This window comes from Sphingomonas cavernae (assembly GCF_003590775.1).
Lineage (GTDB): Bacteria > Pseudomonadota > Alphaproteobacteria > Sphingomonadales > Sphingomonadaceae > Sphingobium_A > Sphingobium_A cavernae.
On sequence record NZ_QYUM01000004.1, the window covers coordinates 799,818 to 814,608 of the forward strand.

At 63.0% G+C, this 14,791-nt stretch carries 10 protein-coding genes and 1 pseudogene; 10 read left to right on the forward strand and 1 reads right to left on the reverse strand.

The genetic code is table 11. From position 1 onward, the window contains the following. The first annotated feature begins 332 nt into the window (after positions 1-332). The 4 genes and pseudogenes from D3876_RS19115 to D3876_RS19125 all read left to right on the forward strand — a co-directional run bounded on the left by D3876_RS19115 (position 333) and on the right by D3876_RS19125 (position 3,207). Positions 333-929 (forward strand): helix-turn-helix domain-containing protein, encoded by a 597-nt coding sequence (locus D3876_RS19115; RefSeq protein WP_238475451.1) that lies wholly within the window; start codon positions 333-335, stop codon positions 927-929. 90 nt (positions 930-1,019) lie between these two features. Then, positions 1,020-2,312: a type III PLP-dependent enzyme domain-containing protein gene (locus tag D3876_RS19120; RefSeq protein WP_119765214.1), complete on the forward strand. Its 1,293-nt coding sequence runs from the start codon at positions 1,020-1,022 to the stop codon at positions 2,310-2,312. 113 nt (positions 2,313-2,425) lie between these two features. Then, positions 2,426-2,605, forward strand: a pseudogene (locus tag D3876_RS20960) (transposase); the annotation flags it as partial. Positions 2,606-2,634: 29 nt separating this feature from the next. Continuing rightward, a complete protein-coding gene (locus tag D3876_RS19125) occupies positions 2,635-3,207 on the forward strand; it encodes an IS5 family transposase (protein ID WP_238475452.1) in 573 nt (190 codons plus the stop codon). A 362-nt stretch (positions 3,208-3,569) separates the two neighbouring features. On the opposite strand, the gene D3876_RS19130 is transcribed toward D3876_RS19125, so the two are convergent. Beyond that, positions 3,570-6,287 (reverse strand): TonB-dependent receptor plug domain-containing protein, encoded by a 2,718-nt coding sequence (locus D3876_RS19130; protein WP_119765216.1) that lies wholly within the window; start codon positions 6,285-6,287, stop codon positions 3,570-3,572. Positions 6,288-6,497: 210 nt separating this feature from the next. Here D3876_RS19130 and D3876_RS19135 point away from each other — a divergent pair, with 210 nt between their 5' ends. The 6 genes from D3876_RS19135 (at position 6,498) to D3876_RS19160 (ending at position 14,675) form a co-directional block, all read left to right on the forward strand. Beyond that, positions 6,498-7,589: an alpha/beta fold hydrolase gene (locus D3876_RS19135; RefSeq protein WP_182912074.1), complete on the forward strand. Its 1,092-nt coding sequence runs from the start codon at positions 6,498-6,500 to the stop codon at positions 7,587-7,589. Between the two features lie 109 nt (positions 7,590-7,698). After that, the gene (locus D3876_RS19140; protein WP_182912075.1) at positions 7,699-9,120 is read left to right on the forward strand and encodes a serine hydrolase domain-containing protein; all 1,422 of its coding nucleotides are present in this window, start codon (positions 7,699-7,701) and stop codon (positions 9,118-9,120) included. 170 nt (positions 9,121-9,290) lie between these two features. Then, the gene (locus tag D3876_RS19145; protein WP_119765732.1) at positions 9,291-11,285 is read left to right on the forward strand and encodes a serine hydrolase domain-containing protein; all 1,995 of its coding nucleotides are present in this window, start codon (positions 9,291-9,293) and stop codon (positions 11,283-11,285) included. Between the two features lie 177 nt (positions 11,286-11,462). Continuing rightward, entirely contained in the window at positions 11,463-12,089 is a 627-nt protein-coding gene (locus tag D3876_RS19150) for a DNA-3-methyladenine glycosylase family protein (protein ID WP_119765221.1), read from the forward strand. 70 nt (positions 12,090-12,159) lie between these two features. Further along, complete coding sequence (locus D3876_RS21320) at positions 12,160-12,606, forward strand: hypothetical protein (protein ID WP_476661963.1); 447 nt, start codon at positions 12,160-12,162, stop codon at positions 12,604-12,606. Between the two features lie 86 nt (positions 12,607-12,692). Next, the gene (locus tag D3876_RS19160; RefSeq protein WP_119765225.1) at positions 12,693-14,675 is read left to right on the forward strand and encodes a S9 family peptidase; all 1,983 of its coding nucleotides are present in this window, start codon (positions 12,693-12,695) and stop codon (positions 14,673-14,675) included. Positions 14,676-14,791: the final 116 nt, after the last annotated feature.

The window sequence follows — 14,791 nt, forward strand, 5'->3', positions numbered from 1 at the left end:
TCCGCAACGCAAACCCATCCCGTCCTCTCTTGTCTCGCCCAAATCTTCGGCTTTGCTCTTGTTTTTTCAATTTAAGACAATAATTTTCCGTTGTGTCAATCTGCACCGACAATTTCTTTCCTGGTCCAGACGCGCAACGATGCGCCTATCCTGCGCAATCCTTGAAAACATCGCAATGGATCGACTATTTATGCACGGCTCATGACAGGCCAGGGTCCGCCTGCTATGTTGAAAACCCGCATCAAGGTTGAAAATTTGTGAGAGCAAAAAAGTCCGGCCTTTCACCGTCCCGGAAAGCCGCAGCGACAACGATCTCGACGGATCCCGGAGCAGTGCTCCGCCAATTACGAAACGAGAGAGGCTGGACGCTGACCGATGTCAGCAAGCGCACGGGCCTCCCCGTTTCGACGCTCTCCAAGGTGGAAACCGGAAAGATGTCGCTCAGCTATGAAAAGCTGCTGCGCATCTCGGCTGGGCTGGATATCGATATCACGCAGCTATTCGCGACGCCGAGTCCGGCGGGCGCGACATCCGTGAAGCTGAGTGGCCGCCGTAGCATCACCCGCGCTCAGGAAGGGTCGTCGATCCGCACCTCCACCTACAGCTATGTCTATCCTGCGGCCGATCTGCTCAAAAAGGTGCTCAACCCGATGTTCATCGAGGTTGAGGCGCGCTCGATCGACGAGTTTGACGATCTGATGCGCCACCCCGGCGAGGAATATGCGCTCGTTCTTGAAGGGCGGTGCGAATTTCATTGCGATCTCTACGCGCCAGCGATCCTCGAGACAGGGGATTCGATCTACTTCGACGCGGCAATGGGGCACGCCTATGTCGCGATCGGCCCTGATCCGTGCCGAATTCTTTCGGTATGCTCGGCCGACAGCCATGAGCTCAAATCGACCCTCCGCCCGGTTAACGGCGACGCGTGACCCGCGCGCCTTCCGGTAAAATTTTCTGATATTGAAAATTCCTGCCAGTCGTGTCACCGGGGAGGTTGAAACGGACGGTGGGAGTGCTGCATGAATTTGGGAGATCAGTGGGCCGCACAGCACGCCGCACTTGACTGGCAATTCAAGGCGTTGCCGGCGATTGGCGAGCCCGTCGCGCTCGATGCCGTGGGCGCGCACGGCTGGTCCATATTGCGTGAGGACGTGATGCTGCCTGCGGCCGTGCTGCGCACCGAAGCGCTCCACCACAACAGCCGCTGGATGCGGCGCTTCACCGAACTCGCCGGGGTCCGGCTCGCGCCGCACGGCAAGACGACCATGAGCCCTGCGCTGTTCGACTTGCAACTGGCCGATGGCGCCTGGGGAATCACCGCGGCCACCCCCGCGCATGTCCGCATTTATCGGCAGCATGGCGTACGACGCATCCTGCTGGCCAACCAACTGATCGGCAGGCAGGGCGTGGCTTATGTTGCGGCAGAGATGGCGCGCGACCCTGACTTCGATTTCTACTGCCTTGTCGATTCGATCGCTGCAGTGGACGCGCTCGACGCCGCGCTCGTGGCTTGCCAGCCCGGGCGACCGATGCAGTTGCTCGTCGAGCTGGGCATTACCGGAGGCCGAAGCGGCGCTCGCGACGATGCGACCGCGATTGCGGTGGCACGAGCGGTTTCAGCCTCGCCCCGCCTGTCACTGCGCGGCGTCGAAGCCTTTGAGGGCATTCTGCAGGGGCAAGGCGTCGCGGGCGAACCCGGCATGCGCAATGTGCTCGACCGGATGGTGGTGGTTGCGGCCGCATGCAGGGCAGAGAATCTGTTCGACGGCGTGCCGATCCTGTCTGCGGGTGGGTCCTCGTTCTTCGACGTGGTGACAAAGACCCTGAGCGCCGCAGAGCCTTTGTCCTGCGAGGTAGTGTTGCGCAGCGGCTGCTATCTTGTGCATGACAGCGGCTATTACGCAGACCTCGTGGAGCGACTGATCGCGCGGTCGCCCGAGGCCGCCGAGCTTGGCGAGGGGCTCAGGCCCGCGCTTGAGGTCTGGGCCTATGTCCATTCGCGCCCCGAGCGGGGCCGCGTGATCGCCGGGTTGGGCAGGCGCGACATTTCGGACGATACGCGCATGCCGAAGCCATTGCTTTACGCGCGGCCGGGCGACGCGCAGCCTTCGTCGCTCGGCCCCGGCCATGCCACGATGCGGCTCGACGATCAGCATGCCTATCTCGACGTGCCCGAGGATTCGCCCTTGCAGGTGGGCGATCTCATCGCGTTCGGAATCTCGCATCCCTGCACGACATTCGATCGCTGGCCAGCGCTCTATCTGGTTGATGAAGCACGCGCGATCATTGGCGCGATCCGAACCTTCTTCTAAGGCGCGTGGACAATTGTCCTTAACAAGTCGTCATTCCGGGGCCTAGGCGGCGTGGACGAATTGGTTGACGTGGACGGTGTGGGTTGATTCAAGGCTGCCTTTTGGAGGCAGGTTTGAGCCGGGGCGATCTGAGCGAAGCAGAATGGCGCGTTCTGAAGGGTCTGCTGCCGATCGAGCCAGAGAACCGAGGGCGCGGCCGCAGGCCTGAGCAGAATCTCTCGATAGTCAACGGCATACTCTGGCGGCTGCGCTGTGGGACTGCTTGGCGCGATGTCCCGCCAAAATACGGCAATTGGAACACGATCTACCGGCGGTTCCGTCGTTGGAGCGAGGCCGGGGTCTGGGAGGCCGTGTCGGTGACGCTTGCCGAGATCATGGCCGACACCGGACACTACAGCATCGACAGCACCACCCTTCGCGCCCATGTCTCGGCAGCGGGCGGAAAAGGGGGACTTGTCGACGCGTTCTTGGCCGCTCGCGGGGCGGGTTCACCAGTAAGCTTCACTGTCTGGCTGATGCCCGAGGACGCCCCGTCGCCTTCCACCTGACTGGTGGTGAAGCCGCCGACTGCACGGCCTATGACACGCTGATCCGCCTGCCGGACCGCGCTCCGGCGGCTCTGCTGGCCGACAAAGGCTACGACACCAACGCCATTCGCGCCGATCTCGCGAGCCGCAGCATACAGGCTGTCATCCCGGCGCGCTCCAATCGCCGAGAAAGGATCGAGCACGATCGGCAGCTCTACAGGCAGCGAAACGGCATTGAGCGAATGTTCGGCAAGCTGAAAATCAATCGTGCCGTCGCCACCCGCTACGATCAAACGCCCTCAAGTTTCCTCGGCATGGTCCATCTCGCTGCCATCCGGCTTTGGATCAAATTCGTCCACGCCGCCTAGGCGAACCCGGAAAACCGAAGGTTTTACGCTGGTTCGACTTGGAACCCGGAATCCATGAACGCAGCAACCATGCTGTCAGGGTGCAGTGTTCGTGGATTCCAGACAGCTCGATTTTCTATCCAAATCGAAAGATTTGGAGAAAATCGGCTTCTGGAATGACGGTAATTGTCCACGGCTCTGACGCGTTGCCCGCATTGCCCGCGATCAGCGCCAGGCGAGACCAATTCTTTGGCGCGCCTCTTGCCAGTTCAGGCGTGCGTCCATTCAAAAAAAGTCGGGGCAGCGGTCTCGAAAGCACCGCTGCCCCGTGGCCGCATCTGCGGCGGCCGGTTGCTGCCTCGCGCGTGGGGATGGCGCGAGGATCAGAACGTCAGCTTGACGCCCGCCGACATATAGCGGCCGATCACGTCGTAGTTCGGGCTGATATAGGGCGTGTACGGCGGATCGACGTCGAAGAGATTGTTGAGGTTGCCGAACAGGGTGAACGATCCCGCCTTGAACTGGAGTCCAAGGTCGACATAGGTGCGGCTGCCGAACTGGTTGTTCACGATCATCTCGCCGGTTGGGCCCTTCTGCGTGCTGTAGAGGCCGCCATCGACGTAGCGGACGCGCAGGTTCGCACCGAAATCGTCGTTGTCAAAAGCCACGGTCGCCGTCCCGCGCCATTTCGGAGTGGAGAAAGCGGTTTCGCCCCCGACGATCCCCGAAACGTCCGTCCCGTTGATCTTCAGATTGAAGACGTGGTTGGCGAGTGCACGGACGGTCAGGTTGCCGTCACCCAGCGCCATCCGGTACGAGGCTTCGATGTCGAGCCCCTGCGTCTGGTAGTTGGCCAGGTTCTGGAAAGTATTCGTCATCGTCTCGATGTCACCGTTCGCCCTGCGGGTCACGATGCCGCCGCAGGTCGGATCGTTCGGCAAGTTGGCGCGGCACTGGTTGAGCAGATCCTGCGCGGTCACCGTCGTAATGACATTGTCGATGTCGATGTCGTAATAGTCGACCGACAGGCGGAAGCCCGGGATGTAATGCGGCGAATAGGAGCCGCCGAGCGTCAGCGTATGCGCGATTTCGGGGGTCAGGTTGCGATTGCCGCCACCATAGACCACGACATTGGCCTGCGGCCGGTTAACGACCCCGGCGGCATTGGGATAGGGATCGATGACGTTGCCGATACCGGTCGAACGGGTGAGGAAATATTCGGTGATGCTGGGCGAACGGATGTCGCGCGAATAGACGGCGCGCAGCAACAGGTCGTTGGCGAGGCGCAAGGTGCCGCCGGTCTTCCACGACCAGATGCCGCCGCTCGTGCTGTAATCCGAATAGCGGGCGGCGCCGTTGATTTCGAGCTTCGCCATGTCCGCGATGTCGAGCAGCGGGACGTTCACTTCGGCGAAGGCTTCCTTGACGTTGAAGGCGCCGTTGGTTGCCGACGAGTTGAGCGTGCCCAGCGCATTCGCCAGCGACAGCGGGTCTACATAGTTGGTGACCTGCTTTTCCCAGCGCGCGTCGGTGCCGATGGCGATGTCCACCGGCCCCGCCCAGGTCGCGAAGGGCTGGCCCGACAGGCTGGCGCCCGCCGCGTCGAGCTTGATGGTGGCGATCAACTGCGATCCGCCAAAGGCCCAGTCGGTCGCCGCGTCCGAGATATTGCCATTGCCAAAGAGGTTGATCGGCACGCAATTGGGATCGTCGTTGGCCGTCGTCGCGTCAGCATTGATGCGGCACACTGGCCGGTTGTTGACCAACACCGAATCGACGCCGTTGTTGAAGCGCGATTTGATCCGCTGGTTGTTGAGCCGCTGATTGAGCCGGACTTCGCCATGATCGTAGTAAAGCTGATAGCTCCAGCCTTCGCCAAACGTGCCTTCGAGGCCGATCGCGCCTTCGAGGTTGCGGCGATTATAGTCGAACGTCATAATCCTGTCGGCGCCGACATCATCGAGGACGCGGCCGAGGATGAACGGACCGGTGACGCCGCCGGCGGCGAGCTGAGCGCGGTTCGCCGGCGTCAGGAAGGCGTTATCGGGCATGATGACGGCGGTCGGGGTTTCTGGGAAGAAGCCGTAATTGCCCGTCATGCGGTGGTAGCTGAAATTGGCCCAGATCTTGAGCGAGTCGGTCACGTCATAGCTGGCACGGGCGAAGCCGTTGATGCGTTCATACGGCGTGCTGACCGCAACATAATCGAAGATGTTCTGGCCGCCGCCGCCGACGGTCGTCACGCCCTGCGTCACGTCACCGAAGGGGAACCGGCCGATGTTGCCATCGGGATTGAAGACCAGATTATAGGGAGCGCCGGTGAGACGGAGGATCGAACCGCCGTTGTAAAGCTGCGTCGAGTTGGGGTCTTCGACGAGTTCCAGCCGGCCATCGGGGCGCAGAAACACACCCGATTCGAGCTTGGGGCGGTCTTTGCGGCTGAGCGCACCGCGTTCGTTCATATAGTCGGCTGCGACCATGAAGTGGCCGCGACCGCCTGCGAAGTCCGTGCCCCATGCGATGTCGGCGCCATAGCGCGCCGTATCGCCGCGCGACGATATGCCGGTCTGGGCGCCCATGCGCCAGCCGGTGAAATCATCGTCGAGAATGATGTTGACGACGCCCGCGACCGCGCCCGAGCCCCAGGCAGCGGACGCGCCGCCGGTCACGACGTCGATGCGTTTGACCAGGCTCTGCGGTACGGTGTTGAGGTCGGCGGCGCCCGAAAAACGGTGTCCGTTGAGCAGCGTGAGCGTGCGCACCGAGCCAAGCCCGCGCATGTCGGCGGTCGAAACGCCGCTAGCCGTGTTGCCGGTCGTCGTCGTCGGGGTCGATGTTGGGCGGAACTGCGGGGTGTCGTTCAGAACCTGGGCGACGCTCGGGCGGTTGCCCAGCGCGAGTTCGGCCTCGCCGATGACGGTGGTCGGCGTCGGCGCGTCGAAGCCCGAGCGCTGAATACGTGACCCCGTAACCACGATATCGTTCGGATCGGCCTCAGCGGCCTCAGCGGCCTCCGCTGTGGTCTGCGCCAACGCCGGAGTGAGGCTCACGATCATCGAGAGCGCGGTACCCGCGCACCAAAGCAAGCGCCTGGGCTTCATGCATATCCCCCTTTATATAGATGCAGAAAGTTGGCTGATGCGCCCGGCGCGGTGTTTGTTATTGCCGGAAGCCGTCAACGATCTCCAAAATTGCCGATGAGGATATGAGCATGGCATTTTAGATAATGCAATGCCGATTAGAAAATAATTATCTAATATTGAAAATTAAGTTTCGCCATGCCATTGAACCCCGATGGCAGGAGGGCACTCATGGGCATGTTGAACGAAAGCGCTTCGAGACCGTCGATCTCGCGAGCAAAGCGCTGGCTGAAACGGATCGGGCTGGGCATTCTGGTCCTGCTCGTACTCGTGGTCGCCGTTGGCACGGGCTATGAGATGCTGGGGCGTCTGAACGCGAAGGAGCAATATCCGCCTCCCGGCAAGCTGGTCGATATCGGCGGGCGGCGCATGCATATCGATTGCCGTGGCACGGGATCACCGACCGTCATTTTCGAATCCGGGCTGGGCACGGGCGGAACGATCGACTGGACGCTGGTTCATGACAAGATTGCCGGGTTCACCCGCGCATGCGCTTATGACCGGGCGGGCATCATGTGGAGTGATCCCAAGTCCACCCCGCAGGACGCTGCCGCTGTTACAGAGGATCTTCATGCAACGCTGAAGGCCGCGGGGATATCCGATCCGCTGGTGCTCGTCGGCCATTCGATCGGTGGACCCTATACAAGGACCTATGTCGGGAAATATGGCGATCAGGTTGCCGGGCTGGTCATGGTCGATCCGTCGCACCCCGATCAGGTCGCCCGGCTTGGCCAGGTGGTGAGCGTCAATGTTCATCCGGGGCGGTCGTCGCGTCTGATGCACGCCGCTTCGGCGTTGTCTTGGACGGGAATCGTACGTTTCATGATGACGGGCAACGAATTGCCGAAGCTTCAGACGGAAGCGGATACCAGGATGGCCGCTGAAGCGATGCCCAAGGCGTTCGCCTATTCGAGCAAATCGATCAAAGCCGCGACTGCGGAACTTGACGGTTTCGATCGAACCATGGCCCAGGCACGCGCGGTTGATAGTTTCGGGAACCGGCCCCTGATCGTGCTGACCGCAATGGCGCCCTTCAAACCCGAGCAACTGAAAGCTCTGGATATAACGGCGCAGGATGCCGTTCGCTTCAAGCAGACGTGGCAGGTCCTTCATGGCGAGCAGGCCGGCTTTTCGACCCGGGGCCGCCAGCAGATCGTGCCCGATGCGACCCATTATATCCAGATCGACCGGCCCGATGTCGTGATCGGCGCGGTGCGAGAGGTTGTCGATACGGTGCGCGCCGACGCGAAGGGCGGCAGCTAATCGACGATGAAGGCGCAAGAGGACGAGGCTCTGGCGCCCCTTTCCTGAAACTCTGTTCTTCAACCGGAGATCATCAGTCCGGCCCCACATGATCGCGAAGGAGTTCCGCATGATCCGGCAGATTTCCGGCGTCAGTCTTATCGGTTTGACATTGTCGCTTTCGACTCCCGCACAGGCCGGCACGATCTCCGGTCCGGCCGATCTTGGCACCGCGGTTTCCGCGCAGATCGCGTGCGCCGGAATATTCGTGACAGGGCGCGCCGAAGCGGATGTGCTGCGCGACGACGTCCACGCGCTTGCGCCGTTCACCAAGGCGGTCACGCTTTCGGTCGATCGCAAGGATCGCATCGTCACCGCCTCTGCGCCCGGCGCGGCGACGCGCACCGCGCTCTACCGATCCGGCGCGGGATGCACCTTGCTGACCGACACGGTTCGACGCGAGGTGCTCGAAAGCCAGACCGCGAAGCTCAAGCCGATGAAGATGCGGCCGTCGACGCCCTGGCCGATGGGCGATGCGCGGGCGACAAGCCCCGGACCCAAGATCGACGCGGCCGCACTGGAAAAGGCGGTAAACGATGCCTTTGTCGAGCAGAACAAGGACGGCTATCCCGACACCCGCGCCATCGTCGTGGTTCAGGGCGGCCGGATCGTCGCCGAGCAATATGCGCCGGGCTTCGACCAGAACAGCAGGCTGCTGGGCTGGTCCGCGAGCAAGAGCATCGCAGGCACGCTCGTCGGCCTGCTGGTCGACGACGGCGTGCTCAAGCTCGATGCGCCCGCGCCGGTGCCCGAATGGCAGGCAAAGGGCGATCCCCGCCGCGCAATCACGCTGCGCCAGTTGCTGACGATGTCGAGCGGTCTGCGCTTCGTCGAGAGCTATGAGCCCGGCAATGATTCGATCAGGATGCTGTTCTCGGCGCCCGACATGGCGGCGCTGGCGGCTTCGCTTCCGCTCGACAAGGCGCCGGGCTCGGCCTGGAGCTACTCGTCGGGGACGACCAACATATTGTCCGCGATCGTGACGCGTGCGACGGGCGGGTCGCTCGATGAAGTCACGCGCTTCGCCCGCAAGCGCCTGTTCGAACCTGCGGGCATGACGAGCATCGTCGTGGAACCCGACGAGGCCGGCGTGCCGGTGGGCAGTTCCTATGCCTATGCCACCGCGCGCGACTGGGCTCGCTTCGGGCTGCTGTATCTCAACAATGGCGTGACGGGGAAGAAGCGGGTGCTTTCCCGGAGCTGGGTCGATTTCGTGCGGACGCCCACCAAGGCGGCGCCGCGGCCGGTCTATGGCGGACAGTTCTGGCTCAACCTCGGCGATGACGAGGGCGACAAGCGCCGCATATTCCGCGATCTTCCACGCGATACTTTCATGGCGATGGGGCACAACCACCAGATCGTCGCAGTGGTCCCCTCGCGCGATGCCGTGATCGTCAGGCTCGGCTGGACCCCGGAAGGGCAGACCTTCGATTTCAACAAGTATCTCTCCCGGATACTGGCGGCCCTCGCGCCGCCCACGACCCAGCCATGAGCTCAAGACAAACTATGGCGGATGCCATCGCGTTACGCGCGCAAATCAGGTTGACACTTTTCTGATTGAGACAAATTATCCAAATCAGAATATTGTGTCGCAATAGTGATAATGCTTTGCGCGCGACGCGGCGGTTCGGGCCGCTCAAGCTACAAAAGAGGATGTTGGATATGCGATCGATCGGGCTTTTCGCCGCAGCGGCGTTGATGCTGATAGGCGGAGCCACGGCCGCGCAGCAACTGGCTCCAACGCCAGCGCCCATGGTCGCGCCCAAAACAGCAGGAACGGCCTCCCCCAATCCCGCCACGATGCCGGATGCGAAATCGTTGACCAAGCAGGATGTCGACACATGGCTCGACGGTTACCTGCCCTTCGCCCTCGGCAAGGGTGATATCGCAGGCGCGGTGGTTGTCGTGGTCAAGGATGGCCAGATTCTGACGCAGCGGGGATTCGGCTATGCCGACGTCGCCAAACGCACGCCGATCGATCCCGACAGCACGCTTTTCCGTCAGGGGTCGGTGTCCAAGCTCTTCACCTGGACCGCGGTGATGCAGCAGGTCGAGGCCGGGAAAATCGACCTCGATGCCGATGTGAACAAATATCTCGATTTCAGGATTCCGCTGAAGGACGGCATGCCCGTCACGATGCGCCAGCTCATGACGCACACCGCCGGGTTCGAGGAACATGGCAAGGAGACCATGTATTATGATCCCGCCAATCTCGTCCCGCTCGGCGCCTATCTGAAGCGTTCGCTTCCCACGCGAGTCTTCAAGCCGGGAACCACGCCATCCTATTCCAATTACGGCACCGCGTTGGCGGGTTACATCGTTGAGCGCGTTTCGCAGACGCCCTTCGACGATTATGTCGAGCAGCGCATCTTCAAGCCGCTCGGCATGACGAGCACGACCTTCCGCCAGCCGCTGCCCAAGCGCTTGCAGCGGCAAATGGCGCAGGGCTATTCGGTGGCGTCCGCCGCCGAGCCCAGCAAATACGAGATCCTGACGCCGGTTCCGGCGGGAGCTTCGGCCTCCTCGGGTGCGGACATGGCCCGGTTCATGCTCGCGAACCTCAATCAGGGCGCGGGGCTGATGAAGCCCGAAACCGCGCGCATGATGCACGATACGCCGCTTCCCATCCTTCCGCCGCTCAACCGGATGGAGCTCGGCTTCTTCGAAACCAACATCAACGGGCGCCAGGTGATCGCGCATCTCGGCGATACGCTGGCGTTTCACACGGCGCTTCACCTGTTCATGAACGACAATGTCGGCTTCTATGTATCGTTCAACAGCATGGGAAAGGACGCCGCGGTGGGGCCGCTGCGCCGCGCGCTGTTCGAGGATTTCGCCGACCGCTATCTGCCCGATACCCGGCCAGCCGATGGCAAGATCGATGCGGCAACCGCCGCCGAACATGCCAGGATGATGGCCGGCAACTATTTCAAGAGCCGCCGGTCGGTCACCAATTTCATGGCGATCCTCCAACTTCCCGGGCAGGTCTCGGTCAGCGTGGACGCCAGGGGCGGGCTCGTGGTGCCCGTGGCGCGCGGCCTGAACGGACAGCCGCTGCAATGGGTGGAAACCGCGCCTTTTGTCTGGCGCGCTGTTGGCAGTCACGAGCGGCTTGCCGCGCAGGTGGTCGACGGGAAGGTCGTGCGCTGGAGCATCGACGGCGCATCGCCCTATCTCGTCTTCGATCGCGTGCCCGTGTCGCAATCCTCGGCCTGGCTGCTCCCTGCGCTCTATGTGAGTCTCGCGGTGCTCCTGCTGACGCTGCTCCACTGGCCGGTGTCGGCATTGATCCGCCGCCACTACAAGGCGCCGCTCGCGCTGGGGCGCCGTTCACTCCTTGCCTATCGCGGCGTCCGGCTCGGCTCCGGGCTGGTGCTTGCGCTGCTCGGTGGCTGGGCGATCGCTTTCGTCAGGATGACGGCTGATATCAACAATTTCACGCCCCGATCCGATCCGTTGCTGTGGACGCTGCAGATCCTCGGCGTATTCATTCTCGTCGGGGGCGTCGCGATCGCCGGCTGGAATCTCGCGCTTGCGGTGAAGGAAAAGCGCGGCTGGTTCGGCAGGCTCTGGGCCGTGCTCATCCTGCTTTCCATGCTGGTGGTGCTCTACACCGCGTGGATGTTCAGTCTGCTCGCGATGACCGTGAACTACTGATGCCGCGGTTGAGGTTCAGCGTGGCCGTCGAAACGCGTCGGCTTGCCGCCCCGTTTCGGATCCTGGGTCATAGCTCGGTGGCATGATCCCTGATTCGGATCGGCCGACCCGAGGTCGGAACGATCATGATGCTCGCGGGGGCTGGCCAAGCCGTCCCGCTTGCGGCATGAGAACAAAATGGGACTATCGCAGGAACAGATCATCGCCTCGATCGACGCGGTTGCCGCGATCGAGCCGGGTTTCGCCGCCGCCCTTGGGCGCATCGGCTATCCCGAACCGCGTATTCGCCCGCGCGGCTATCAGACGCTGTTGCGCACCATCGTGGGCCAGCAGGTCAGCGTGAAGGCCGCGCAGGCGGTGTGGGACAAGCTCGAGGCCGAACTGGGTACGGGCTGCGATCCCTCGGCGCTGCTGGCGCGCGACCACGACGCGCTGCGCGCCTGCGGGCTCTCGCGGCAGAAACAGGGCTATGCGCGCAGCCTGGCCGAACTGGTGCTGTCGGGCGCGCTCGACCTTCACGCGCTGCCTGAAGGTGATGAGGACGCGATCGGCGCGCTCGTGAACATCAAGGGGATCGGCCGCTGGTCCGCCGAAATCTATCTGCTCTTCGCCGAAGGCCGTCCCGATATCTGGCCCGCCGGCGACCTTGCGGTACAGATCGAGATCGGCCGCATCCTTGGGCTCCCCGAACGCCCGAGCGAGAAAGTGACGCGCGACCTCGCCGAAAAATGGCGTCCGCACCGCGGCGCCGCGGCGATCATGACCTGGCACCATTACAACACCGATATGGGCGTGCCGGTATAGGTCGGGCGCGGCTGCTTTCGACCCAATTTCAGACATGCCTTGAACCCTCTCCCGCTTTCGCGGGAGAGGGTTGGGTGAGGGTCTTCTTCTTTCTTGCTCAAGCGTTGTGGAGCGCGCGGGCGATAGTTTCGAGAACGCCTTCGAAAGTTTCGATTACCTCGCTGTTCCAGAATCGAAGCAAGCGATAACCCCGTTCTTCAAGGTATGCCGTACGCCGGGCGTCGGCCTCCACGCTGTGCTGTCCGCCATCGAGTTCCACGATCAATTCCGCCTCGATGCACAGGAAATCAACGACGAACGGCCCAATGCTGGCCTGGCGACGAAACTTGAAACCCTCGAGCCGGCGATCGCGCACCGCATGCCACGCGCGGCGCTCGACATCGGTCATGTCGCGCCTCAGGCGCGCAGCGTGTGGACTGATCTGGCGTCGGACCGGATGCATGCACCGCAAGGTAAAAGAAAGAAGACCCTCACCCAACCCTCTCCCGCGAAGGCGGGAGAGGGCTCAAGCCAATGACCGGATCCCACGACTTCCCCGCCATTCCCACATTGGCCGGCGCGCACCACTTGCTCCCGTCGCGCGTGCGCCTATCTGCCTCATCTATGGCAACGATCACCACGCCCGCCGCTGCCGCCGCACAGGCCGCTGCCCCGCTCATCGAACGCAGTCGCCTGTTCGGCAATCCCAGCCGCATGGCGGGCACGCTCAGCCCCGACGGGAAATGGCTGAGCTGGATCGCGCCACTCGGCGGCGTGCTCAACATCTGGATCGCGCCCGCCGCGGCACTTGATCATGCGCGCGCGATCACCCGCGAGACGGAGCGCCCGATCCGCGAGCATTTCTGGGCGCCCGACAGCCGCTCGGTGCTCTATATCCAGGACAAGGGCGGCGACGAGAATTTCCTGCTTTATGGCGTGGACGTCGAGAGCGGCGCCGAGACCTGCCTCACCCCCTTCGAAAACACGCGCGTCACGATTGTCGGCACCTCGCACACGATCAAGGACCGCATCCTGATCGGGCTCAACAACCGCGATCCCCACTGGCACGACGTCTACAGCCTCGACCTGAATTCGGGCGCGCTGACCGAGATCATGCGCGGCGACGGCGTTGCAGGCTTCCTTGCCGATGACGCGCTGACCTTGCGCATGGCGCTCACCCCCAACGCCGCGGGGGGCTATGACTTTTTCCGCGTTAGCAACAACGCGATCGAACCCGAGCCCTTCACCGCGACGACGCTCGACGACGCGCTCACCACCCAGCCCGCGGGTTTCACCGCCGACGGCGCGACGCTCTACTGGATCGACAGCCGCGGGCGCGACACCGCCGCACTGATCGCGCAGAATGTCGCCACCAGCGAGACACGCGTGATCGCCGAGCATGACAAGGCCGATATCGGCGCGGTGCTGACCAATCCGAAGACGGGCGTGGTCGAAGCATGGGCCGCCAACTACCTCACCACCGAATGGACCGCGATCGACCCCGCGATCGGCAAAGATCTCGCATTGCTGAGCGAACGCCTGCCCGGCGAGATCGCGGTCACCTCGCGGACCGAGGCCGACGACAAATGGACCGTCGCGCACGATCCGGTGGCGTCGGTTCCCGTTGTCTATCTGTTTGACCGGACGACGCGGACGCTGACCGAGTTCTACGTCTCGCGCCCCGAGCTTGCCGATGTGCCGCTGGTGCCGATGCACCCGCTCGAGGTCACGGCGCGTGACGGCCTCACCCTCACCGCCTATCTCTCGCTTCCCCCCGGCAGCGACGCCGACGCCACCGGCCGCCCCGTCGCGCCTGTGCCGATGGTGCTGCTCGTCCATGGCGGCCCGTGGGCGCGCGATACCTTCGCCTTCAACCCCTATCACCAGTGGCTCGCCAATCGCGGCTATGCGGTGCTCTCGGTCAACTTCCGCGGCTCGACGGGCTTCGGCAAACGCTTCATTTCGGCCGCCGACCTCGAATGGGGCGCCAGGATGCACGACGACCTGATCGACGCCGTCGACTGGGCGGTAGCCGAAGGGATCGCACAGAAGGACCGGATCGCGATCATGGGCGGCTCTTACGGCGGCTATGCGACGCTCGCCGGCCTCGCCTTCACCCCCGAAATCTTCGCCTGCGGGGTCGATATCGTCGGCCCGTCCAATCTCGAGACGCTGCTCGAGACGATCCCGCCCTATTGGGAAGCCGCGCGCGAGCAATTCCATCAGCGCATGGGCAATCCTGGTACGCCCGACGGTCTCGCGTTGCTGAAGGCGCGCTCGCCGCTGCACAAGGCGGAGCGGATCACGAAGCCGCTGCTAATCGGGCAAGGCGCCAACGATCCCCGCGTCAACCAGTCCGAATCGGATCAGATTGTGACGGCGATGAAGGCCAGGGACATACCCGTCACTTATGTCCTTTTTCCCGATGAGGGGCACGGCTTTGCGCGCCCCGAGAACAATATCGCCTTCAATGCGGTGGCCGAGAACTTCCTTGAGTCGTGGCTGGGCGGCCGCGCCGAGCCGATCGGCGACACGCTCAAGGCGTCGAGCGCAACAGTCCCCGAAGGCGCGGGCTTTGCGCCTGGGCTCGAGGCCGCGCTCGAATAATCGATGAGGCATATTGATGCGGGGGTAACCATGCGCCTTTGGCACGCAGGGAGATCCGTGCTAGGTCGCACATAACAATAGAAAAATAACCCTGGGTCGCAGCGGCAGGGGAAATG

What these genes read in the sequence shown, in the direction of transcription:
- D3876_RS19145 (WP_119765732.1), top strand. Translation starts at nt 9,291, where the DNA reads ATGCGATCGATCGGGCTTTTCGCCGCAGCGGCGTTGATGCTGATAGGC.
- D3876_RS19130 (WP_119765216.1), bottom strand. Translation starts at nt 6,287, where the DNA reads ATGAAGCCCAGGCGCTTGCTTTGGTGCGCGGGTACCGCGCTCTCGATG.
- D3876_RS19150 (WP_119765221.1), top strand. Translation starts at nt 11,463, where the DNA reads ATGGGACTATCGCAGGAACAGATCATCGCCTCGATCGACGCGGTTGCC.
- D3876_RS19135 (WP_182912074.1), top strand. Translation starts at nt 6,498, where the DNA reads ATGGGCATGTTGAACGAAAGCGCTTCGAGACCGTCGATCTCGCGAGCA.
- D3876_RS19160 (WP_119765225.1), top strand. Translation starts at nt 12,693, where the DNA reads ATGGCAACGATCACCACGCCCGCCGCTGCCGCCGCACAGGCCGCTGCC.
- D3876_RS19120 (WP_119765214.1), top strand. Translation starts at nt 1,020, where the DNA reads ATGAATTTGGGAGATCAGTGGGCCGCACAGCACGCCGCACTTGACTGG.
- D3876_RS19140 (WP_182912075.1), top strand. Translation starts at nt 7,699, where the DNA reads ATGATCCGGCAGATTTCCGGCGTCAGTCTTATCGGTTTGACATTGTCG.